The 22,140-nt window shown below is 71.6% G+C and carries 22 protein-coding genes and 1 pseudogene; 18 read left to right on the top strand and 5 right to left on the bottom strand.

Annotated features, from left to right (window positions below; all coding sequences use genetic code 11):
- The first annotated feature begins 139 nt into the window (after positions 1-139).
- Positions 140-1,459, top strand: a complete 1,320-nt coding sequence (locus tag QRX60_RS48565; RefSeq protein ID WP_286003857.1) for an MATE family efflux transporter — start codon at positions 140-142, stop codon at positions 1,457-1,459.
- A gap of 138 nt (positions 1,460-1,597) precedes the next feature.
- Here the strand turns inward: QRX60_RS48565 and QRX60_RS48560 are convergent, their stop codons facing one another.
- Positions 1,598-2,410: an SDR family oxidoreductase gene (locus tag QRX60_RS48560; protein ID WP_285998224.1), complete on the bottom strand. Its 813-nt coding sequence runs from the start codon at positions 2,408-2,410 to the stop codon at positions 1,598-1,600.
- Positions 2,411-2,567: 157 nt separating this feature from the next.
- On the opposite strand from QRX60_RS48560, the gene QRX60_RS48555 reads away from it, so the two are divergent.
- The 10 genes from QRX60_RS48555 (at position 2,568) to QRX60_RS48510 (ending at position 12,470) form a co-directional block, all read left to right on the top strand.
- The gene (locus QRX60_RS48555) at positions 2,568-3,893 is read left to right on the top strand and encodes an MFS transporter (protein ID WP_285998223.1); all 1,326 of its coding nucleotides are present in this window, start codon (positions 2,568-2,570) and stop codon (positions 3,891-3,893) included.
- 44 nt (positions 3,894-3,937) lie between these two features.
- Positions 3,938-4,843 (top strand): tRNA pseudouridine(55) synthase TruB, encoded by a 906-nt coding sequence (truB, locus tag QRX60_RS48550; RefSeq protein WP_285998222.1) that lies wholly within the window; start codon positions 3,938-3,940, stop codon positions 4,841-4,843.
- Between the two features lie 28 nt (positions 4,844-4,871).
- Positions 4,872-5,855, top strand: coding sequence for a bifunctional riboflavin kinase/FAD synthetase (locus tag QRX60_RS48545; RefSeq protein ID WP_285998221.1), 984 nt, complete (start codon positions 4,872-4,874; stop codon positions 5,853-5,855).
- A 96-nt stretch (positions 5,856-5,951) separates the two neighbouring features.
- Entirely contained in the window at positions 5,952-6,425 is a 474-nt protein-coding gene (locus QRX60_RS48540) for a helix-turn-helix domain-containing protein (RefSeq protein WP_284749483.1), read from the top strand.
- A complete protein-coding gene (gene thpR, locus QRX60_RS48535; protein ID WP_285998220.1) occupies positions 6,425-6,937 on the top strand; it encodes an RNA 2',3'-cyclic phosphodiesterase in 513 nt (170 codons plus the stop codon). The genes QRX60_RS48540 and thpR overlap by 1 nt, the downstream gene beginning before the upstream one ends.
- Positions 6,938-7,081: 144 nt before the next feature.
- On the top strand, positions 7,082-7,351 hold the full coding sequence (gene rpsO, locus QRX60_RS48530; protein WP_003084034.1) for a 30S ribosomal protein S15: 270 nt from the start codon (positions 7,082-7,084) through the stop codon (positions 7,349-7,351).
- A 227-nt stretch (positions 7,352-7,578) separates the two neighbouring features.
- Entirely contained in the window at positions 7,579-9,831 is a 2,253-nt protein-coding gene (locus tag QRX60_RS48525; RefSeq protein WP_285998219.1) for a polyribonucleotide nucleotidyltransferase, read from the top strand.
- 85 nt (positions 9,832-9,916) lie between these two features.
- Positions 9,917-11,281, top strand: a complete 1,365-nt coding sequence (locus QRX60_RS48520; protein WP_285998218.1) for a M16 family metallopeptidase — start codon at positions 9,917-9,919, stop codon at positions 11,279-11,281.
- Positions 11,278-12,027, top strand: coding sequence for a 4-hydroxy-tetrahydrodipicolinate reductase (dapB, locus tag QRX60_RS48515; RefSeq protein ID WP_285998217.1), 750 nt, complete (start codon positions 11,278-11,280; stop codon positions 12,025-12,027). The genes QRX60_RS48520 and dapB overlap by 4 nt, the downstream gene beginning before the upstream one ends.
- Positions 12,024-12,470: a tetratricopeptide repeat protein gene (locus QRX60_RS48510; protein WP_285998216.1), complete on the top strand. Its 447-nt coding sequence runs from the start codon at positions 12,024-12,026 to the stop codon at positions 12,468-12,470. Before dapB ends, QRX60_RS48510 begins: the two co-directional genes overlap by 4 nt.
- 246 nt (positions 12,471-12,716) lie before the next feature.
- Here QRX60_RS48510 and QRX60_RS48505 read toward each other — a convergent pair whose 3' ends face one another.
- Positions 12,717-13,235, bottom strand: coding sequence for a YqaA family protein (locus QRX60_RS48505; RefSeq protein ID WP_285998215.1), 519 nt, complete (start codon positions 13,233-13,235; stop codon positions 12,717-12,719).
- A gap of 77 nt (positions 13,236-13,312) precedes the next feature.
- Between QRX60_RS48505 and QRX60_RS48500 the strand changes: the two are divergent.
- Positions 13,313-13,831: pseudogene (locus tag QRX60_RS48500) on the top strand (GtrA family protein); the annotation flags it as partial.
- A gap of 18 nt (positions 13,832-13,849) precedes the next feature.
- Here QRX60_RS48500 and QRX60_RS48495 read toward each other — a convergent pair.
- Entirely contained in the window at positions 13,850-14,407 is a 558-nt protein-coding gene (locus tag QRX60_RS48495) for a GNAT family N-acetyltransferase (RefSeq protein ID WP_285998214.1), read from the bottom strand.
- A 59-nt stretch (positions 14,408-14,466) separates the two neighbouring features.
- On the opposite strand from QRX60_RS48495, the gene QRX60_RS48490 reads away from it, so the two are divergent.
- A complete protein-coding gene (locus tag QRX60_RS48490) occupies positions 14,467-15,681 on the top strand; it encodes a winged helix-turn-helix domain-containing protein (protein ID WP_285998213.1) in 1,215 nt (404 codons plus the stop codon).
- A 199-nt stretch (positions 15,682-15,880) separates the two neighbouring features.
- On the opposite strand, the gene QRX60_RS48485 is transcribed toward QRX60_RS48490, so the two are convergent.
- Together QRX60_RS48485 and QRX60_RS48480 are read right to left on the bottom strand one after the other, a co-directional pair.
- Positions 15,881-16,849 (bottom strand): DUF4097 family beta strand repeat-containing protein, encoded by a 969-nt coding sequence (locus QRX60_RS48485; protein ID WP_285998212.1) that lies wholly within the window; start codon positions 16,847-16,849, stop codon positions 15,881-15,883.
- 11 nt (positions 16,850-16,860) lie between these two features.
- Positions 16,861-17,373 carry a toxin-antitoxin system HicB family antitoxin gene (locus QRX60_RS48480; protein WP_285998211.1) on the bottom strand — a complete coding sequence of 171 codons (513 nt, stop codon included), beginning with the start codon at positions 17,371-17,373 and terminating at the stop codon, positions 16,861-16,863.
- A gap of 121 nt (positions 17,374-17,494) precedes the next feature.
- Between QRX60_RS48480 and thyX the strand changes: the two genes are divergently transcribed.
- The 5 genes from thyX to QRX60_RS48455 all read left to right on the top strand — a co-directional run bounded on the left by thyX (position 17,495) and on the right by QRX60_RS48455 (position 22,093).
- Positions 17,495-18,247 (top strand): FAD-dependent thymidylate synthase, encoded by a 753-nt coding sequence (gene thyX, locus QRX60_RS48475; protein WP_285998210.1) that lies wholly within the window; start codon positions 17,495-17,497, stop codon positions 18,245-18,247.
- Positions 18,247-18,642: an ACT domain-containing protein gene (locus tag QRX60_RS48470; protein WP_285998209.1), complete on the top strand. Its 396-nt coding sequence runs from the start codon at positions 18,247-18,249 to the stop codon at positions 18,640-18,642. Before thyX ends, QRX60_RS48470 begins: the two co-directional genes overlap by 1 nt.
- 164 nt (positions 18,643-18,806) lie before the next feature.
- Complete coding sequence (locus QRX60_RS48465; RefSeq protein WP_285998208.1) at positions 18,807-20,048, top strand: Nramp family divalent metal transporter; 1,242 nt, start codon at positions 18,807-18,809, stop codon at positions 20,046-20,048.
- Positions 20,049-20,073: 25 nt separating this feature from the next.
- The gene (locus QRX60_RS48460; protein WP_285998207.1) at positions 20,074-20,520 is read left to right on the top strand and encodes a hypothetical protein; all 447 of its coding nucleotides are present in this window, start codon (positions 20,074-20,076) and stop codon (positions 20,518-20,520) included.
- Between the two features lie 88 nt (positions 20,521-20,608).
- A complete protein-coding gene (locus QRX60_RS48455) occupies positions 20,609-22,093 on the top strand; it encodes a serine/threonine-protein kinase (protein ID WP_285998206.1) in 1,485 nt (494 codons plus the stop codon).
- The last annotated feature ends 47 nt before the right edge of the window (positions 22,094-22,140 follow it).

The following is a 22,140-nucleotide window of genomic DNA, read 5'->3' as shown; positions in this document are numbered from 1 at the left end:
CATTCATGTCGCCGGGCGACGTGAATGAGTCATTCACTACGTTCGGCTCGGGCGTCGGGCGTCGGGCGGCGCGGTGGGAAAGTTCCCGCGTTCCCGCCGGCCGGAACTGTCGGGGGCGGCGGTTAGAGTCCGGTTCGTGGTGAACGTGGAGGAAGCGGAGCGGATCCCGGCGAAGCGCGTGCTCGGCCTGGCCGTGCCCGCGCTGGGGGTGCTGGCGGCCGAGCCGTTGTACGTGCTGGTCGACACCGCGGTGGTCGGCCACCTGGGCGCGCTGCCGCTGGCCGGGCTCGCGCTCGGCGGCGTGGTGCTGGCCCAGGTGTCGAGCCAGCTGACGTTCCTTTCGTACGGCACGACGTCGCGCACCGCCCGGCTGCACGGTGCCGGCCGCCGGGCCGACGCGGTCCGCGAGGGCGTGCAGGCGACGTGGCTGGCGGTGTTCGTCGGGCTCTTCGTGCTGGTCGCCGGGCAGCTGCTGGCCTGGCCGATCGCGCGGGTGCTCTCGGGCAGCGACGAGATCGCCGGCGCGGCGGTGTCGTGGGTGCGGATCGCGCTGTTCGGGGCGCCGCTGATCCTGGTCACCATGGCCGGCAACGGCTGGATGCGCGGGGTGCAGGACGCCGCGAAGCCGTTGCGGTACGTCCTGGCGGGCAACGGGATCTCGGCCGTGCTCTGCCCGGTGCTGGTCTACTGGGCCGGGCTGGGGCTGGAGGGCTCGGCGATCGCGAACGTCGTCGCGCAGGTGATCTCGGCGGCGCTGTTCTTCGGGGCGCTGGTGCGCGAGAAGGTGGGCCTGCGGCCGGACTTCAAGGTGATGCGCGCGCAGCTCGGCCTCGGCCGCGACCTGGTGCTGCGCAGCCTGGCGTTCCAGGCGTGCTTCATCTCGGCGGCGGCCGTCGCGGCCCGGACGTCGACCGAGGCGGTGGGCGCGCACCAGGTGGTGCTGCAGCTGTGGACGTTCCTGGCGCTGGTGCTGGACTCGGTGGCGATCGCGGCGCAGTCCCTGGTGGGGGCGGCGCTGGGGGCGAACTCGGCGCGGCAGGCGCGCGGGGTGGCGGCACAGATCACCGGGTACGGGCTGCTGCTGGGGTGCTTCCTGTGCGTGCTGTTCGCGGCGCTGTCGTGGGTGCTGCCGCACGCGTTCACGTCCGACCCGGGGGTGTTGGCGGAGATCCCGCACGCGTGGTGGTTCTTCGTGGCGCTGCAGCCGATCGCGGGGGTGGTGTTCGCGCTGGACGGGGTCCTGCTGGGAGCGGGCGACGCGGCGTTCCTCCGCAACGCGACCCTCGGCAGCGCGGCGCTCGGGTTCCTGCCGCTGATCTGGGCGTCGTTGGGCTTCGGCTGGGGCCTGACGGGCATCTGGACCGGCCTGTCGCTCTTCATGGTCCTCCGCCTGGCTTTCGTGCTGGTCCGCTGGCGCTCCGGAAACTGGGCGATCACCGGCGCCATCCGCCCGGCTTGACCGTGTGCCAAAAGGCATCACGCGTGATTGAGCAGGCATCACCCGTGTTTGGGCGGGCATCGGCGTGATGCCCCTTCAATCACGCGTGATGCCCCTCGAATCACGTGCGATGCCTCTCTGATCACGCGAGAAGCCCGGTTACGCTCGGGCTCGGCGGGCGTGGCGGACCCGGCGGTCCACCATCCGGCGCAGGAACGGGGCCGCCAGCGGGCCCAAAGCCGCGAGCAGGGCCACCGACCGGTCCGGGTACACCGCGTACCGCTCCCGCTCCACCGCCCGGACGATCGCCGACGCCACGGCCTCGGCCGCCATCGGGCGGATCGCCCCGCTGATCGCCGCCGTCTCCGCCGGCTTCCAGCGGTTCTCCTCCGCCGGCTGCGGCGTGTCGACGTCCGGTGGGTACACGCACGCGACGTGCACCCCGGCCGGGTTCAGCTCGTCCCGCAACGCCTCCATCAGCCCCCGCACCGCGAACTTCGCCGGCGCGTACGCCGTGTACCCGTAGATCCCCAGCACCGCGGCCGCCGACGAGATCGCGACGATCGAGCCGCTCCGCCGCCGGACCATCGACGGCGCCACCGCCCGCACCGCGTGCAGCGTCCCGAAGTAGTCAACCTCCACCATCCGCCGGAAGACCTCGTCGTCCAGCTCCAGGAATTCGCCCGGACGCGCCTGGCCGGCGCAGGTCACCAGCACGTCGCACGGCCCCGCGGACGCCTCCAGCGCCGAGAACGCTTCTTCGACTTCGGCCTGCGACGAGACGTCGGCGACGGCGGTCCGGACCGAGGCACCGCGTGACTTCAGCGACACCGAGGCCTTCCGGAGCCGCGATTCGTCCCGCGCCACCAGGGACACCGAGGCGCCGCGCGCGGCCAGCGCGGCCGCCGTCGCCAGGCCGATCCCGCTGGATCCGCCCGTGATCACCGCGTGCGCCCCGTGCAGTCCGGTCACGAAACCACCCCCGAATGTGAAGAACATTCAGATACAACCATGTGGTGAACGCCACCGGGATAACAGCTATGTTTCGTCGTTGCTTAGGCGCTACAAGTAGTAAGGACGGCAGCGCAGGCGTCCGCACGCCCCGAACGCCGAATCCCTGGAGGAACTTGTGCCGCCCGCCACCGGCCGCGCCACCGCCCGGTCCTGGCTCGTCTGGCTCGCCGCCGTCACCGTCTACCTCCTCGCGGTCTTCCACCGCACCTCCTTCGGCGTCGCCGGGCTGCAGGCGGCCGAGCGCTTCGGCGTCGGCGCGGCCGCGCTCGGGACGTTCACCGTGCTCCAGGTCGGCGTCTACGCCGCGATGCAGATCCCGACCGGCGTCCTGGTCGACCGCTACGGCCCCCGCCGCGTCCTCACCGTCGCGGTGCTGGTGCTCGGCGCCGGCCAGCTCCTCCTCGGCGTCGCCCACTCCTACGGCCTCGGCCTGCTCGCCCGCGGCGTGCTCGGCCTCGGCGACGCGCTCACCTTCGTCAGCGTGCTGCGCCTGGTCGCGGCCCACTTCCCGGGCCGCCAGTACGCGCTGCTGACGTCGTTCACCGCGGCCGTCGGCTACATCGGCAACCTCGCCGCGACCGTCCCGCTCTCGCTGGTGCTCCGCAGCGCCGGCTGGACCCCCACCTTCCTCGCGGTCGGCGCCATCACGGTGCTCTACACCCTGGTCGTGACGCTCCGGGTCCGCGACGTCCCCGCCGGAGAGCAGCCGCCGGTCCGCGAAGCCGTTCGCCCGCGCGAACTCGCCCACCAGGTCGCCGAGGCGTGGCGGACGCCGGGGACGCGCCTGGGCTTCTGGGTCCACTTCAGCACGATGTTCGCCCCCAACGCCCTGACGCTGCTGTGGGGCGTGCCCTGGCTGGTGCAGGGCCAGGGACAGTCGATGGCCACCGCGAGCGCACTGCTCACCGTCTTCGTCTTCGGCTCGATGGCCGGCGGCCCGCTGCTGGGCGGCGTGATCGGCCGGCACCCGTCGCTGCGGATGCCGCTGGTCGGCGGGTACATCGGCGGCGCCGCGCTGATCTGGGCGGTGCTGCTGAGCTGGCCAGGGCAGGTGCCGGTGGCGGTGCTGGTGCCCGCGTTCGCCTTCCTCGCCCTCGGCGGCCCGGCGTCGATGATCGGCTTCGCCCTCGCCCGCGACTACAACCCGCTCAGCCGCGTCGGCACGGCGACCGGCGTGGTCAACGTCGGTGGCTTCGTCGCGACGACCATCGCCGCGCTCGCCGTCGGCGTGCTGCTGCAGTGGACCGGCGGGAGCTTCCGGATCTCGCTGCTGGCGATCGTCGCGATCCTGGCGCTGGGCACGTCCCGGATGCTCGTGTGGTGGCGCCGGACGCGCGCCCAGCTGTTCCTCGCCGAAGCCCGCGGCGAGGAACTGCCGGTGCGCATCACGCGCCGCCGCTGGGACGCCGCCTTACCCGAGACGCCGATCGTCGCCGCCTGAGCGGCCTGATCGAACCACGACCGGCGGCCGCTAGGGTTTGCCGCGTGTCGAGCCCCAAACCGCCCCGCCGTCCCGCCCCGCCGCCCGGTCTCGTGATCGTCGACAAGCCCGCCGGCATGACGTCGCACGACGTCGTCGCCCGTGCCCGCCGGATCATGGGCACCCGCAAGGTCGGGCACGCCGGCACGCTCGACCCGATGGCGACCGGCGTGCTGGTGCTCGGCATCGAGCGCGCCACCAAGCTGCTCGGCCACCTGGCGCTGGACCGCAAGACCTACCTGGCCACCCTGAGCCTCGGCAGCAGCACCACGACCGACGACGCCGAGGGCGAGGTCCTCGCGACGGCGGCCACCCGAGGGGTCACCGACGACGCCATCGCCCGGGGCGTGGCCAAGCTGACCGGCGACATCCAGCAGGTGCCCAGCGCGGTGAGCGCCGTCAAGATCGACGGCAAGCGCGCGTACGCCCGCGTCCGCGCCGGCGAGGACGTCGTCCTCCCGCCGCGCCCGGTCACCGTCTACCGCTTCGACGTCCTCGCCGTCCGCCACGAGGAGGACCACGTCGAGGTCGACGCCGTCGTGGAGTGCTCGTCCGGCACCTACGTCCGCGCGCTGGCCCGCGACCTCGGCGCGGACCTCGGCGTCGGCGGGCACCTCAAGGCCCTCCGGCGCACCACGGTCGGCCCGTTCACACTGGCGAAGGCGAAAACCCTCGACCGGCTCGAGGAGCAGCCCGAGCTGAGCCTGGACCTCGACGCCGCGGTCGCCGCGGCCTTCCCGCGGCGCGACCTCGACGCCGCGTCGGCGAAAGCGGTCCGGCACGGCCAGCGCATCCCGGCCGCCGGACTCGAGGGCACCTACGGGCTCTTCGGACCCGACGGCCGGGTGCTCGCCCTGGCCGCCGACGAAGAAGGCGTGTCCCGCGCAGTGGTCGTGTTGCTGCCCGCCTAGGGTGGCGGATGAGAGACGGGAGTCGGACGTGCTGCGGTGGCGTGGGCTGGGGGACCTCCCCGGCGGCTGGGGCCGGTGCGTGGTCACCATCGGCGTGTTCGACGGTGTGCACCGCGGGCACCAGGAGCTGGTCAGCCGGACCGTGGCCGCGGCGGCCGAACGCGGGCTGCCGAGCGTCATGCTGACGTTCGACCCGCACCCGTCGGAGGTGCTGCGTCCCGGCAGCCACCCGGCGCAGCTGACCACGTTGCGGCGCAAGGCGGAGATCGTCGAGGGCCTCGGCGTCGACGTCTTCTGCGTGCTGCCCTTCACCCTGGAGCTGTCCCGGCTGCTGCCGGAGGAGTTCGTGCACGAGGTGCTCGTCGACCGGCTGCACGCGGCCGCGGTGATCGTCGGCGACAACTTCACCTTCGGCGCCAAGGCCGCCGGTGACGTCGCGCTGCTGCGCACCCTCGGCCGCCGGTTCGGCTTCGCCGCCTACGGCGCCGAACTGCAGGGCAAGGAACTGTCCGAAGAGGACCAGTCGGCGATCACGTTCTCGAGCACGTACGTCCGGTCGTGCATCGACGCCGGGGACGTCGTCGCCGCGGCCGAGGCGCTCGGCCGCCCGCACCGCCTGGAGGGCATCGTCGTCCGCGGCGACGGCCGGGGCCACGAGCTCGGCTACCCGACGGCGAACCTGTCGACGCCGCGCTTCGCCGCCGTCCCGGCCGACGGCGTCTACAGCGCGTGGTTCACCCGCTCGGCCGACCCGGCGCGCCGGTTGCGGGCCGCGGTCTCGGTGGGCACGAACCCGACCTTCTCCGGCCGCGAGCGGACCGTCGAGGCGTTCGTCCTCGACGTCGACGAGGACTTCTACGGCCAGCACGTGGCGATCGACTTCGTGACGCGGCTGCGTGCCCAGGTGCGGTTCGCCGACTCGGCCGGGCTGGTCGCGCAGATCGACGACGACGTCGTCGAGACGAGAAAGGCACTGGCGGTGCCCCCGGACGCCCCGACCGGGGACGAATAGGCGATTTCGCGTTCACGCACGTGGCAGCGATGGCAAGATGCTCACGGACGGTGTGCGCGCAGGCAGCACGCGAAGCGGTTTAGGGGAGCGGAACTGGTGGAGGACCACAAGATCGTCCAGCGGAACATCGCGTTGCAGCGCGAGTGGTACGGGGAGCCGCTCGGTGACCGGGTGCGCCGCCTCGTCGTGGCGTTCGACGTTTCGCAGGCGTTCTTGGCCGAGGTCCTCGGGATCAGTGCCCCCATGCTCAGCCAGGTGATGAGCGGGCGGCGGGCGAAGATCGGCAACCCGGTCGTGCTGGCCAGGATGATCATGCTCGAGCGCAAGATCCTGGTGCCCGAGGTCGCCGCCGGCAACCGCGACGCGATGCTGGCCGCGATGGAGGACGTCCGCGACTCCCGGCCCACCGTCGGCCGCGACAACATCCCGGTCGTCAACGAAGACCAGAAGGTCCTCGCCTACCTGCGCGACCTGGCCGAGGACGAGGACCTGGGCGAAGCCGCCAAGCGGCTCGACGACGAGTTCCCGGCCATCGCCGACCTGCTGCGCCGGGCGGGCAACGGCGCCTGATGCCGGTCCTGTTCAGCGCGCTGGTCCCGCCGGACGACGTCGTCGAAGCGGTCACCGGAGCCCTGGGCGCTCTCGGTGAGCCAGGGGACGGCCTGCGCTGGGAGCCGCCGGAGCGCTGGCATGTCACCCTCGCCTACTACGGGGCGGACGACCTGGACACCCGGGCCGCCTGGCTGGCGGAGCGGCTGGCCGGGCGGGCGGGCGCCGACGTCCGGCTGGAAAAGGCCGCGACGTTCCCCGGGGTGCTGTGGTTGACTGCCGCCGGAAGAGAGCTGACGCCGCTCGCGCACGCCGCGGGGGCCGGCGCCGAGGCGAGGCCGTACGTGCCCCACCTGACGCTGGCGCGGTTCCCCCGGGAAGAACCGGGGCTCGCCGGGCGTTGGACCAAGGCGTTGTCGGGGTTTCGCAGCCGCAGGTGGACGGCCACGCGGGTGGTGCTGATGACCAGCGAGCGCGAACCGGGCGGGCGTTGTTACCGGGTGGCCCGGGCGTTCGAGCTGGGCCGGGCCTGAAGGCCCTGCTCAGAGGCGCACGTGACCAGAATGGTAACGTCAGAGTCGGGTCCGGCTGCAGTCCGTGGCGGCCGTGACCGTCTTCCCGGCGTTCATTCCGCGTCCGGGGCCGCACGGCACTGATTATTTCGAGGAGCAACACAAGTGGCGCTGTCCACCGAAGAGAAGAAGTCGATCCTGGCCGAGTACGGCGTGCACGACTCGGACACGGGATCCCCCGAGGCCCAGGTCGCGCTGCTGACCAAGCGGATCGTCGGCCTCACCGAGCACCTCAAGGCTCACAAGCACGACCACCACTCGCGTCGCGGGCTCCTGCTGCTGGTCGGCCGTCGCCGCCGGCTGCTGAACTACGTGATGAAGGTGGACATCGAGCGTTACCGTGCGCTGATCCAGCGCCTCGGCCTGCGTCGATAGCTTGAACCCGAAGGGGAGTGGCCGCCGGTCGCTCCCCTTCGGTTTAAGAGAAGAGCGGCGCGAGCGCGCACGAGGGACCGTCCGCCGGTCCTCGGTAGTGGCTTCCGGGAAGAGTCCCGGGGGCTTCGATCGAAGACCGGCATCACTCCTCGAGCGTCCTCAGCGAAACGGGTCCCAGGGTGGGAGACTCGCGCCGTATAGAAGGAACTAAAGAGGAGAAACACCCTATGACCGACTCCACCGGAGTCACCGTGCACGAGACCGAAGCCGTCATCGACAACGGCCGGTTCGGCACCCGCACCGTCCGCTTCGAGACGGGCCGCCTGGCCAAACAGGCCGCCGGCGCCGTCGTGGCTTACCTCGACGAAGAGACCATGCTGCTCTCGGCGACCACGGCGTCGAAGCACCCGAAGGACCACTTCGACTTCTTCCCCCTGACGGTGGACGTCGAGGAGCGCATGTACGCGGCCGGCCGCATCCCCGGCGCGTTCTTCCGCCGCGAGGGCCGTCCCTCGACCGACGCGATCCTGACCTGCCGCCTGATCGACCGGCCGCTGCGCCCGTCGTTCACCGACGGTCTCCGCAACGAGATCCAGGTCGTCATCACCGTCCAGAGCCTCAACCCGGACGACCCGTACGACGTGCTGGCGATCAACGCCGCGTCGGCGTCGACCCAGATCGCCGGCCTGCCGTTCTCGGGCCCGGTCGGCGGCGTGCGCGTCGCCCTGATCGAGGACCAGTGGGTCGCGTTCCCGACCTGGTCGCAGCTCGAGAAGGCCACCTTCAACATGGTCGTCGCCGGTCGTATCGTCGGTGACGACGTCGCGATCATGATGGTCGAGGCCGAGGGCACCGAGCACACGCTCGACCTGATCGCCGAAGGCGCCAAGGCGCCGGACGAGGTCTCGGTCGCCGAGGGCCTCGAGGCCGCCAAGCCGTTCATCAAGGTGCTGTGCGAGGCCCAGCAGAAGCTGGCCGACGTGGCCGCCAAGCCGACCGGCGAGTTCCCGGTCTTCCTGCCCTACGAGCAGGACGCCTACGACGCCGTCGCCGCGATCGCGACCGACGACCTGGCGAACGCGCTGCAGATCGCCGGCAAGCAGGACCGCGACGCCGCGACCGACCAGGTCAAGGCCGCCGTCCTGGAGAAGGTCGGCATCGGCGAGGGCGAAGCCTTCGAGGGCCGCGAGAAGGAGATCGGCGCCGCGTTCAAGGCGCTGTCCAAGAAGGTCATGCGCAAGCGCGTCCTCACGGACAAGATCCGCATGGACGGCCGTGGCCTCACCGACATCCGGTCGCTCGCGGCCGAGGTCGCCGTGATCCCGCGGGCGCACGGTTCGGCGCTGTTCGAGCGCGGCGAAACCCAGATCCTGGGCGTCACCACGCTGAACATGCTTCGCCTGGAGCAGCAGATCGACTCGCTGTCCCCGGAGACGCACAAGCGCTACATGCACCACTACAACTTCCCGCCGTTCTCCACCGGCGAGACCGGCCGCGTCGGTTCGCCGAAGCGGCGCGAGATCGGCCACGGCATGCTCGCCGAGCGCGCCCTCGTGCCGGTGCTGCCGAAGCGCGACGAGTTCCCGTACGCGATCCGCCAGGTCTCCGAGGCGCTGGGCTCCAACGGCTCGACCTCGATGGGCTCGGTCTGCGCGTCCACGATGGGCCTGTACAACGCCGGCGTGCCGCTGAAGGCGCCGGTCGCGGGCATCGCGATGGGCCTCATCTCCGACGAGGTCGACGGCGAGACCCGCTACGTCGCGCTGACCGACATCCTCGGTGCCGAGGACGCCATGGGCGACATGGACTTCAAGGTCGCCGGCACCAAGGACATCATCACCGCCCTGCAGCTGGACACGAAGCTCGACGGCATCCCCTCCGAGGTGCTCGCCGCCGCGCTGAAGCAGGCGAAGGACGCCCGTCTCACCATCCTGGAGGTCATCGCCGAGGCGATCGACGGCCCGGACGAGATGAGCCCGTACTCGCCGCGCGTCACCAGCGTGAAGATCCCGGTGGACAAGATCGGCGAGGTCATCGGCCCGAAGGGCAAGATGATCAACTCGATCACCGAGCAGACCGGTGCCGACATCTCCATCGAGGACGACGGCACGATCTACGTGGGCGCGGCCGACGGCCCGTCGGCGGAGGCGGCGATCGACCTGATCAACGCCATCGCCAACCCGCAGCTGCCCAAGGTCGGCGAGCGCTTCCTCGGCACCGTGGTGAAGACGGCCGCGTTCGGCGCGTTCGTCTCGCTGCTGCCGGGCAAGGACGGCCTGGTGCACATCTCGAAGCTGGGCAACGGCAAGCGGATCGCCAAGGTCGAGGACGTCGTCAACGTGGGCGACAAGCTCCGCGTCGAGATCGCCGACATCGACAACCGCGGCAAGATCAGCCTGATCGTCGTCAAGGAGGACGAGGCCCCGGCTGCCGAGGGTGACGCTCCTGCCGCCGACGCCGAGAAGGCCGACGCCAAGTAAGACAGCTCGTTGGTCCGTGAAGGCCTCCTTACCGGCGTCTATGGCCGGTAAGGAGGCCTTCACGGCATTCGTGAGTAAGGAACCCATGGCACGGCAGGTTTCCGGGCACGAGCAGCCCGTCGGCACCACCCGCACGCTCGAGTCCACCCCGGACGGTGCGGTCGTCAAGCGCAGTGTCCTGCCCGGCGGGCTGCGCGTGATCACCGAGCACGTCCCGGCGTCCCGCTCGGCCACGGTCGGGCTGTGGGTCGGCATCGGCTCCCGCGACGAGCCGGCCGCCGTGGCCGGCGCCGCGCACTACCTCGAGCACCTGCTGTTCAAGGGCACGAAGAACCGCGACGCCACGCAGATCGCCGAAGAGATCGACGCCGTCGGCGGCGAGTTCAACGCCTTCACAGCGAAGGAGCACACCTGCTACTACGCGCAGGTGCTCGACGCCGACCTCCCGCTCGCCGTGGACCTGGTCACCGACGTCGTGTTCGAGGCGCTCTGCACCGACCGCGACATGGACATGGAACGCAGCGTCGTCCTCGAAGAGATTTCGATGCGCGACGACGACCCCGAGGACCTGCTGCACGAAACGTTCGTGACCGCCATCCTCGGCGACCACCCGCTGGGCCGCCCGGTGCTGGGCACCGAGAAGTCGATCATCGGGATGTCGCCGTCGGCGTTGCGCACCTTCTACAAGCGCCGCTACGCGCTGCCGCGGATGGTGCTGGCGGTGGCCGGGAACGTCGACCACGGCCAGGTGCTCCGCCTGGTGCGCAAGGCGTTGCGCGGCAAGCTCGACGGCTCGGCGACGCCGGTCGCGCCGCGTGAGGGCCGCGCCCGGATCAAGACCGTTCCGAAGCTCGCCCTGCACACCGACGACACCGAGCAGGCGCACGTGATGCTCGGCCTGCGGTCGCTGTCGCGCCACGACGAGCGCCGTTTCGCGCTGTCGGTGCTCAACGCGGCGCTCGGCGGCGGCATGTCCTCTCGGCTGTTCCAGGAGATCCGCGAGCAGCGCGGGCTGGCCTACCAGGTGTACTCGTCGGTCGCGAGCTACGCCGACACCGGGCACATGGCCGTGTACGCGGGCTGCCAGCCGGAGAAGCTCGGCGACGTCGCCGGGGTCATCCGCGAGATCCTCGACAAGGTCGGCGTCGACGGCCTGACCGACGCCGAGGTGGCCCGCGCCAAGGGCCAGCTGCGCGGCGGGCTCGTGCTGGGGCTCGAGGACACGTCGTCGCGGATGTCGCGGATCGGCAAGAGCGAGCTCAACTACGGCCACTACCTGGGCGTCGACGACACGATCGCCCGCATCGACGCCGTCACCACCGACGAGGTGTGTGCGCTCGCTCGCACTTTGTTCGCGCGGCCGGGCGGGGTCTCGGCGGCGGCGGTCGTCGGGCCGTACGCTCACGCCGACGACCTGCCCGACGACCTGCACGAGGTGATCGCGTCATGACCGAAACTCCGATTCGCGTCGGCGTCCTGGGCGCCCGGGGCCGGATGGGTGCGACGGTGGTGAACGCCGTCGAAGGTGCCGCGGACATGAAGGTCGTCGCCGCGCTCGACGCGGGTGACGACTTCGCGGCGCTGGCCGAGGCCCAGGTCGTCGTCGACTTCACCCACCCCGACGCCGTCATGGACAACCTGAAGTACCTGGTGGAGCACGACATCCACGCGGTCGTCGGCACGACGGGCTTCAGCGAGGAGCGGCTGGCTTCGCTGCGTGCCCTGCTGGAGCCGAAGCCGTCGTTGGGGGTGCTGATCGCGCCGAACTTCGCCCTCGGCGCGGTTCTGGCCATGCGGTTCGCGGCCCAGGCGGCGAAGTTCTACGCGTCGGCGGAGATCATCGAACTGCACCACAACCGCAAGGCGGACGCGCCTTCGGGCACCGCCGCGCACACCGCCCGGATGATCGCCGCGGCGCGCGCGGAGGCCGGAGTGGCGCCGGGGCCGGACGCGACGACGTCCGAGCTGGACGGCGCCCGCGGTGCTTCGGTCGAGGACGTCCGGGTGCACTCGGTCCGGCTGCCCGGCCTGGTCGCGCACGAGGAGATCCTGTTCGGCGGCGAGGGGGAGACCCTGACCATCCGCCACGACTCGCTCGACCGGACGTCGTTCATGCCCGGCGTGCTGCTCGGCGTGCGCACGGTGGTGGCGCGGCCCGGCCTGACGGTCGGGCTGGAAAACGTCCTCGACCTGTGAAGGCCCGCAACATCGCGCTGCTGATGACGGCGGCGCTGGTCGTCTACCTGGTCCTGCTCGCCGACCGGGCGTTCGCGTTGTTCCGGTCGGGGAGCGGAGCGGGCATCGCGCTCGGGGTCGGCGTGCTGCTGCTGCCGCTGCTGGGCATCTGGATCGTCGTCGTGACCTGGCGCAACGGCGTGCAGATCCAGCGGCTGTCCCGCCGGCTCGACGAGGAGGGCGCGCTCCCGGACGTCTCGGACCTGCCGCGCCGCCCCTCCGGCCGCGTCGACCGCGACGCGGCCGACGCGTGGTTCCAGGACCGCCGCGCGGAGGTCGAGGCGGACCAGGAGAACTGGCGCGCCTGGTACAAGCTGGCGTACGCGTACGACATCGCAGGCGACCGGCGGCGGGCCCGCGAGACGATGAAGAAGGCCGTGGAGCTGGAAGCCGCCGACCGCTGAGCCCGGCGAGCCGATCGGCGGGAGCGCGTCCGGGTCTGCGGCGCTTCGGTGTGGCAATGCGCTTACAGTTGCCGTTCATTCGGGAAATGCCGGGTCTTCGTAGCATTTCCCGGGTGCCGCCGTTCGAGGAAGGGGGCGCGGATCCTCGGGCAAGGCATTGTCCGAAGACGCCTCACAAGCACTGCTCCGGGAAAGCTCTTGAGCTCGGCCGGCTCACCGTCTCGCGCGCCGCATGGACCGCTCTGCTCAGTGGTGCAGCCAACCCGCGAACACCGCGGGTGAAGCGGCTATCAAACTGAAGCGGATCCACCTTCCGGCCAGGCCCGCCGTCAGGAACGTCGCGAGCCGCATCCGGACCACGCCGGCGAGCACGCTCGTCGCCATGAACGGCGGCAGGCCCACCAGCGAGCTCACCCCGTAGGTGCCCGCCATCCAGTGCGGGTGCCGGTGGCAGCGCTCGCGCAACCGGTCGATCCAGCCGCGCATCCGCTTGGTCCGCAGTTCCCAGCGCACGCGCCGGGGCGTCATCGGCCGCTCGCGGTGGAGCCGCTCGTGCAGCGCCTTCGGCAGCTTGATCGTGCCGCGCGCGGCGAGGAAATACAGCAGCTTCCCGGCGATCTGCCCCACGGCCACGGCCGCGCCGAGCCACAGCCAGTGCAGCCCGGGCTGGCTCGCGCACAGCCCGAGCAGGAACACCTCGGCGTTGATCAGCGGCACGATGGCCGAACCGAACGCGACCCCCAGGGTCAGCAGGATCCAGCTCATCGTGTCACCTCCCGCACTCGTTCGTGTTCCTCCAAGTTATCAGTTCGAAATCTGGAGTCACTGGGGTTAACCCCCCAATGCTGCGGAGGGGCCGCACCAGAAGATCACCTGCAGGACGGCTTCCGGTCACCTCCCGCTGGAACGCTGACGGGGTGGCCGCCGACCCTTCCCGAACGCCCGCTGACCGATTCGGCGCCCTCTGCCGGGCGATCGTGCGCGTCCTGCCGCTGGGCTTGCCGCGGATCGTGGCACCGACGTTTCTCGGCTTCTGCCTCATCAACGGGTTCACGTTCGGCGTCGACCTGGGGCTGCTGACCGTTTTCCACGGCCTGGCCGGCTGGCCGGTCTGGCTCTCGATAACGACGTCTTACGTCTGCGCGTTCGGATTGAGCTTCGTGCTGAACCGGACGTTCAACTTCCATTCCCACGCCGCGGTCGGAAGCCAGCTGGTGCTTTACATCGGTGCGATTGCTGTCAATTACGCGGCGTTCCTGCTGGGTGTGGGCGCCGGGTTGACGGCGCTGGGCGTCGAATACCACCTGTCGCGGGTGCTCGCGGGCGCGTGCGAGGGCGTGTTCATGTACGCCGTGATGCGGTGGGTGATCTTCCGCGACTCAGGCGAGCGCGAGGTCGAGGGTGCCGGTGAGGCGGACCTCGCGGACCATGCGGTCGCCGGTGTCGAGGGTGCGGACCGTGCCGTCGGGGTTCCAGCCGGCCCGGCGGTAGAAGCCGAGGGAGGCGTGGTCGCCCTGGGCGACCCAGGCGATACCGCGGCCGGCGCCATCGGCCCGCAGGCCCGCGGCGGCCGTCGCGAGTAGCCGTCCGGCGTGCCCGCGCCGTCCCCACCGCGGCTCGACGAGCAGGGTGGCGATCAGGCCGGTGGCGACGGCGTCGTCGGGCAGGCTGCCGTCGGCGGCGGCGACCTCGCCTTCGGGGGCGCGGCCCGCCACGCAGAACCCGACGGTGAACTCGCCTTCGGTGGCGACGTAGACCTGGCTGCCCGGGTAGTCGATCGTCTCGGTCCAGGTGCCGACGAGGTCGGCGGCGTCCAGCTCGGCCAGGGCGTTCTTGCCGAGGAGGTCCTCGTAGGCGGCGTGCCAGGTGTCGCGCTGGAGGCGGGCGATCTCCGCGGCGTCGGACAGGTCGGCGGGGCGGACGGCGGCGTCGCTCATAGGTGCTGAAGATAGCGGTGCGCGTTTTTGTCGGTGGTGGGTGGCACCATGACAGCACCATGCAAACGATCAGTGTGGCGACGGCCCGGAAGACCTTCCTGGCCGCGCAGGGCTTCAGCGACCCGCGTCCCTCCGGCGAACCGTCCCGGCGGCACCTGAAACGCGTGCTCTCGAGAGTCCAGCTGCTGCAGCTGGACTCGGTGAACGTCGCCGTCCGGGCGCACTACATGCCGGTGTTCTCGCGGCTCGGCGCGTACGAGCCCGCGCTGGTGGACGACGCGGCGTGGTCGCACTCGGCGAAGCGGCCCCGGATGATGGTCGAGACGTGGGCGCACGAGGCCAGCCTGCTCCCGATCGAGGACTGGCCGCTGATCCGCTCCGGCGCGAAGCGCGACGGCTGGTGGAAGCACTACGGGCCGCTGATCGAGAAGTCGCCGGGGCTGGTCGAGGAGATCCTGTCGGTCGTCAAGGAGCTGGGCCCGATCGGCGCGGGCGGCATCGAGCGCGAGGTCGAGGCGGACGCGCAGCGGCGCGGCCCGGGCTCGTGGTGGGAGCGCTCGGAGGTCAAGCGCGTCTGCGAGTACCTGTTCGGCATCGGCCAGCTGACCACCGGCACGCGCCGCTCGTTCGAACGGCTCTACGACCTCACCGAGCGAGTGGTCCCGCCGGAGATCCTGTCCCGGTCGGTCTCTGCGGAGGAAGGCGCGCGGGGCCTGATCGAGCGTTCGGCGCGGGCGCTCGGCGTGGCGACGGAGACGGACCTGCGCGACTACTACCGCCTCGGCCCGGCCCCGGCGCGCCGGGCGGTGGCGGAGCTGGTGGAGTCGGGCGTCCTGGAGCCGGTGGCGGTCCGCGGCTGGAAGGCGGCGGCCTACCGCCACGTGGAGGCTCGCACCCCCCGCGCGGTGACGGGGAGGGCGCTGCTGTGCCCGTTCGACCCGCTGATCTGGGAACGCGCCCGCACGGAGCGGCTGTTCGGATTCCGCTACCGCATCGAGATCTACGTCCCGGAGCCGAAGCGCGTGTACGGGTACTACGTGTTCCCGTTCCTGCTCGACGGTTCGCTGGTCGCGCGAGTGGACCTGAAGTCCGACCGCGCGGCGGGGGTGCTGCGGGTCCAGGGAGCGTTCGCCGAGGAGGGCGTGGACGTGGCGCTGGTGCTCCCGGAGCTGGCGGCGGAGCTGCGGCACATGGCGGAGTGGCTGGGCTTGTCCGGCGTGGCGGTGGGTACCCGCGGAGACCTGGCTCCGGCCCTGAAGAAGCTGGTGCGCTGAAGCGCCCCAATGCGGCGTTGGGTGCGTGGGGCGCACCGAACGCCGCATTGGGTGCGTGGGGCGCACCGAACGCCACATTGGGTGCCTGGGGCGCCTGAGCCGGCCCCGGTCGGAAACCTCCGCCGGACCGGGCGAACGCGAAGAAACGGGCCGTTCCCGAAAAACCCCCACCGGGAACGGCCCGTCACCCCCCTTTTCATCAGCCGGCCGCGCGCGTCACCACGGCGTTGCCGGAGCCCGTGCGGGCCCGCACCTTCAGCTTCACGCCACCCTCGGGGGCGCTGTCGGCGACGTCCAGCTCGCTGGACACCTTGCCGCCGCTGGAGGTCAGGTCGACCTCGGCGGCCGTGCCGCCGCGGATGCCGACGCGGACCTCGCCGGAGCCGGTGATCAGGTCGAGCGTGCCCGACGCCGCGTCGGCCACCGACAGGTCGCCGCTGCCCGTGCGGGCCATCACCTCGCCCGACACCGCGCCCAGCCAGACGTCGCCGGTGCCGGTGGCCAGCGTCGCGGAGCCCGCGATCGACGACGCCTCGACGTGGCCGCTGCCGCTGCGCAGCTGCAGCCCGCCGAGCGTCGGGCCGAGCTTGATGCCGCCGCTGCCGGTGCGGATCGTCGCCGAGCCGTCGGCGCGGTCGAGCTTGACCTCGCCGGAGCCGGTCAGCAGGTCCACCCGCCCGGCCGAGCCGGTCACGGTGACGTCCGCCGCGCCGGCCCGCACCTCGACGTGCGAGCCCGCCGGGGCGCGCACGGTCACCGCGAGCGCGACGTTGCGCAGCTGCCACGCCTTCGGCGCCTGGACGACCAGGCGGTTGCCCAGCTTCTCGATCCGGCTCTGCCGCACCGCCTCGGCGGGGTTCGCCCCCGACGGGTCGACGCCGAGCTGGTCGCCGAAGCGCTCGCCGACCCAGGACAGCAGGCTGTTGACCCCCGCGACCCACGGCTGCTGTTCGCCCTGGTCGTGCCGCAGCTCGACGCGGGCACCGGAGTCGCCTTCCAGGACGACCTCGACGCGGCCGATCGTCACGCCGATGTCGAGCTCCAGCGGGACGTCGGTCTCGAACTCGTCGATCCGCACCAGCTCGTTGTCCGTCTCCTCGGCCTGAGCAGCGGGTTCTTCGGCGGGAGTGGCCGTTTCTTCGGCCGGTGTCGTCTCTTCGTCACTCATCTTCGATCCCCTCAGCCTTCTACCCAGCCGTGCAGGTGCGACCCGGGCCGTTCGCCCTTGCCGTGGTGCTTGGGGCCCCCGCCGAGCGAGCCGTGCCCCAGCGCTCCCTGGACGGCCTGGGAGACGAACGTGTTCAGCGAGACGCCCTGCGCCTGCGCCGCCCGCTCCGCCTGGCCCTTGATCTGCTCGACCAGGCGCAGCGTGATGCGCGAGATGTCACCGCCGTCGATCGGTGGCGGCGGCGTGGTGTCACGTGGTGTCGCGCGTGGCGGCGCCTCTTCGGCCGCCCCCGTCACGACCACGCGAACGTCCCGGCCGTCCAGTCGCACGTCGACCACCTGGCCGGGCAAAGCGGCTGTGACCTCGGCAGCGAGGTCGGCGAGGGCGTTCATCAGCGTCAGGCGGACGGCGGGTTCGAGCGCGGAGGACAGCAGTGCGGCCGCCCGCCGGGTCTGCTCGTCCCCGGCGGCAGCCGTGTTCGCGAGGTCCTCGCGAAGGTTGGCGATGTACGGCGTCAGGTCCATGACACCACTATGACGTCATTAGTGGCGTCAGTCAAGGAGGCCATGCCGTCACGTGTCCCCCGGGAGTGGGCGCCCTCACGCGGTTAGGCTTCCGGGTGAGCCTGCGGAAGGAAGTGCGGACGTGGCCGAAACCGTGTCACCGAGGGTGCAGCTGATCGCGAAGACGGAGTTCTTCCCGCCCGCGGACGTCCCGTGGACGACCGACGCGGAAGGCGGCGAGGCGCTCGCCGAGTTCGCCGGCCGCGCCTGCTACCAGTCCTGGAAGAAGCCGAACCCCGCCACCGCGACCAACGCCGGCTACCTCGAGCACATCATCGACGTCGGCCACCTTTCGGTGCTGGAGCACGGTTCGGTGACCTTCTACATCACCGGCATCTCACGCTCCCTGACCCACGAGCTGATCCGGCACCGCCACTTCTCGTACTCGCAGCTCTCCCAGCGGTACGTGCCCGAGCGCGACGCCGAGATCGTCGAGCCGGACGTCATCGCGAACGACCCCGTGCTGCACGAGAAGTTCCTCGCCGCGGCCCAGGCGAGCGTCGACGCCTACACCGAGCTCCTGGCCGGCCTCGAAGAGAAGTTCGCCGACGTCCCGAGCGCGACCCTGCGCCGGAAGCAGGCTCGCCAGGCCGCACGGGCCGTGCTGCCGAACGCGACCGAGACCCGCATCGTCGTCACCGGGAACTACCGGGCGTGGCGCCACTTCGTCGCGATGCGCGCCACCGAGCACGCCGACGTCGAGATCCGCGAACTGGCCGTGGAGTGCCTGCGGCACCTGCAGAAGGCCGCGGCGAACGTGTTCGCCGACTTCACCATCTCGACGCTGCCGGACGGCACCGAGATCGCTACGAGCCCGAAGGTGTTCGAAGGCTGATGAAGCGTCTTGCGATCGATGTCCGGCCCGGTGAGTACGCCGTCGTGCGGCTGCCCGCGGACGCCCCGGTGCCCGCCGAGCTGCTCGCTCCCGGCGAGCCCGCGTTCGTCTCGGTGACCCGGACGCCCGAGGAGCTGTCCGTGATCTGCCCGGCCGGGCGAGAACCGTCCGGCGGCACGGCGGAGGACGGCTGGCGGCTGCTCTCGGTCCGCGGGCCGCTGGAGTTCACGCTCACCGGCATCATCGCCGCGCTGGCATCGGAGCTGGCCGCGGCCGGGGTCGCGCTGTTCTCGATGTCCACCTTCGACACCGACCACATCCTGGTCCGCGCCACCGACCTCGGCCACGCGGTGAAGGCGCTGCGCGAGTCCGGCCACGAAGTCGCGCACCCCTGACTCCAAAGCCGTGAAGGCCTCCTTGCCGGCCATAAGAGCCGGTAAGGAGGCCTTCACGGCTTTCCGGGGGCTGGGGGTGGGAGCCGTCACTCTTGTCAAGGAAAGTTCGGCGTGCCTAAACTTCGTGTTTGGGTCCCCGATATCCGGTTCGAGAGGCAGGCGCCATGGCGGTCACCGAGGCTGTCCGGCCGAGACTCGCGTCGCGCCTGCGCACCGGGTCGGCCCTGCTGGGCCCGGCGTTCGTCGCCGCGATCGCCTACGTCGACCCGGGGAACGTCGCGTCCAACATCAGTGCCGGCGCCCGCTACGGCTACCTGCTGGTGTGGGTGATCGTCGCGGCGAACCTGATGGCCGTGCTCGTGCAGTACCTGTCGGCGAAGCTCGGCCTGGTCAGCGGGATGTCGCTGCCGGAGGCCCTGCGCGCCCGGCTGTCGCGGCCCGCGCGGCTGGCCTACTGGCTGCAGGCCGAGGTCGTCGCCATCGCCACCGACCTCGCCGAGGTCGTCGGCGGCGCCATCGCCCTGTACCTGCTGTTCGACCTGCCGCTCGTCGTCGGCGGCCTGATCACCGGCGCGGTTTCGCTGACGCTGCTGGCGGTCCAGGACCGCGGCGGCCAGCGGACGTTCGAGCGCGTCGTCACCGGCCTGCTGCTGGTCATCGCGGTCGGCTTCCTGGCCAGCCTGTTCGTCGAGCCGCCGTCGGCGTCGGGCACGCTCGGCGGGCTCGTGCCGAAGTTCGACGGCTCCGGCAGCATCCTCATCGCCGCCGCGATGCTGGGCGCGACGGTCATGCCGCACGCCGTCTACCTGCACTCCGGCCTGGTCCGCGACCGGCACGGCCGCCCGGACGTCACGACCCGCCGTCGGCTGCTGCGCGTCACCCGCGCCGACGTCGGCCTCGCGATGCTGCTGGCCGGCGCGGTGAACCTCGGGATGCTGCTGCTCGCCGCGACGAACCTCCAGGGCCAGGACGGCGTCGACAGCATCGAGGGCGCGCACAGCGCGGTCGCGGCGGCCCTCGGCCCGGGGATCGCGCTGATGTTCGCGATCGGCCTGCTGGCCTCGGGCCTGGCGTCGACGTCGGTGGGCGCGTACGCGGGCGCGATGATCATGCAGGGGTTGCTGCACAAGCGGATTCCGCTGGTCGTACGCCGTCTCGTGACGCTCGCCCCGGCGATCGTGGTGCTCGCCCTCGGCGCCGATCCGAGTACCGCCCTGGTCGTCTCGCAGGTGGTCCTGTCGTTCGGGATCCCGTTCGCGCTGGTGCCCCTGATCCGGCTGACGGCCGACCGTGATCTGATGGGGGCGGACGCCAACCGCAGGCTGACGACCATCGCGGCGTCACTGATCGCGGTGGTGATCATCGCGCTCAACCTGGTGCTGATCTACCTCACCTTCACGGGCTGAGCCCACGAGCAGAGAGGCCTCGGCCATGGCCTGGATCTTCGCCCTCAACGCCGAATGCGGTGGGCGGGAGACCCACGCCCGGGACCTCGCACGCCACTTCCGGGGTTTCCCGTCCCGCATCTTCTCCGACGGCGGCGGCTGCTGGTGGTGCGGAATCGCGCCCGAGGAACTCGGCGAGAAGAGGATCGAGTCCGCCGAGGACGCGACGGCCGTGACGGCCGCCGCCCGCCGGCTCTACTGGCTGCTCCGCACGGCACCGCCGGTCTACCGCTACGCGCGGGCCGGGGCCGAGACCGGCGCGTTCCGCACGTACGACGAGCTGATGGCCGAGAGCGACCTGACGAAGTTCCCGGGCCTGGTGGTCAGCGAAGACATCTGGACCGCGACCGGCAAGCGCGCCGCGTTCAGCGACTTCGCTCCCGGCTACCGGTGGATCCCGTACCGCGGCGAGGCCTACGGCTCGTCCCGCTGAACCCCGCCGAGTCACGAAATCCGCGGAACCTCCGGCGGCTCGCGACGGTCCGACTAGCATCTGCGCGACCGCCGCTTGAAGGAGCACCGTGACCGACGAACAGACCCGGCCGTACCCACCACAGGCGCCCGTCACGCCTGGTCAGCGGGTTGTCGCCGGCCGTTACGCCCTGCTCGGTGAGCTCGGCCGGGGTGGCATGGGTGTCGTCTGGCGGGCGCAGGACCAGGTCATCGGCCGCCAGGTCGCCGTCAAGGAGCTGCGGCTGCCCGACGCCGAGTCCGCCGCCGTCTTCTCCGAACGCGCGCTGCGCGAGGTGCGCACCGGCGGGCGGCTCAACGACCCCGCCGTCGTCACCGTCTACGACGTCGTCACCGACGGCGGCACCACCTTCATCGTGATGGAGCTCGTCGAAGCCCCGAGCCTCGCCGACCTCGTCCGGCAGCGTGGCCCGATGCCCTCCGCGCAGGCGGCGCAACTGGGGGAGCGGGTGCTGGCCGCGCTGCAGGCCGCGCACGCCGCCGGGATCGTGCACCGGGACGTCAAGCCGGCGAACATCCTCGTCGCGCCGGACGGCCGCGTGAAGCTCACCGACTTCGGCATCGCCCACGCCGTCGACGACCCGCGGCTGACCACCAGCGGCATGATCGTCGGCTCGCCCGCGTTCATGGCGCCGGAGCGCGTCGAAGGCCGGGAAGCGCTGCCCGCGTCCGACCTGTGGTCCCTCGGCGCGACGCTGTTCTTCGCCGTCGAAGGCTCGATCCCGTTCGAGCGCGCGACCACCGCCGCGACGCTGCACGCGATCATGACCGAGATCCCGTACCTGACCCGCGGCCAGGGCCCGATCGCCGCGGCCATCCTCGGCCTGCTCGTCGCCAACCCCGACGCGCGCCTCACCGCCGCCCAGGCGCAGAACCTGCTGACCACGGCGCAGGGCATGCGGCCCACCCCGCCGGGCGGCACCGCCATGGTCAACCCGATGACGCGGGTCGCGCCCCAGCCGCCGAAGAAGGACCACCGCGCTCTGCGGCTCTCGGCCGCCGCGGTCCTGGTCGTGGCCGCCCTGGTCGGCGGGTTCTTCGCGGGCAAGGCGTTCGAGGCCCCGGCCGCCGACGAGCAGAAGCTGCCGACGATGACCTTCGGCGTCGGCGGGCAGATGCAGGTCGACGCCAGTTCGAGCTACCTCTGCTACAACGCCCCGGTCCAGGACGGCGGCGTCATCAGCGACGCGAACGACGGCGACTGCAAGGAAAGCCACACCCTCGAGATCTACGACAGCGGGGACGTCATCGGCACCACGAACTGGTCCGACAGCGACGCGACGGTCGCCGCCTACCCGGGCCTGCCCGCCGTCACCGCCGCCGCCGAAGCCCGCTGCGCGGCTTCGTTCCGCTCGTCGATCGTCCCCGAGACCAGGCGCGACGGCCTCACCTACCGGGCGCTCGTGCCGACGCAGGCGCAGTGGCAGAGCGTCCCGGCCGAGAGCGGCGAGTATCCGACGCGCGAGTTCTACTGCGTGCTGGCCAAGGCCGACGGCGGCCCGATCTCCGCCCCGATCGTGACCAAGGTCAAGTAGAAGTTCCGCGACGAGCGGCCGGGTCCCGGAAATCCTCCGCACTTCGC

Origin of the sequence: Amycolatopsis mongoliensis, assembly GCF_030285665.1 — a bacterium.
In the GTDB taxonomy this organism is placed as follows: Bacteria; Actinomycetota; Actinomycetes; order Mycobacteriales; family Pseudonocardiaceae; genus Amycolatopsis; species Amycolatopsis mongoliensis.
This window is presented reverse-complemented; position numbering and strand designations above follow the sequence as displayed.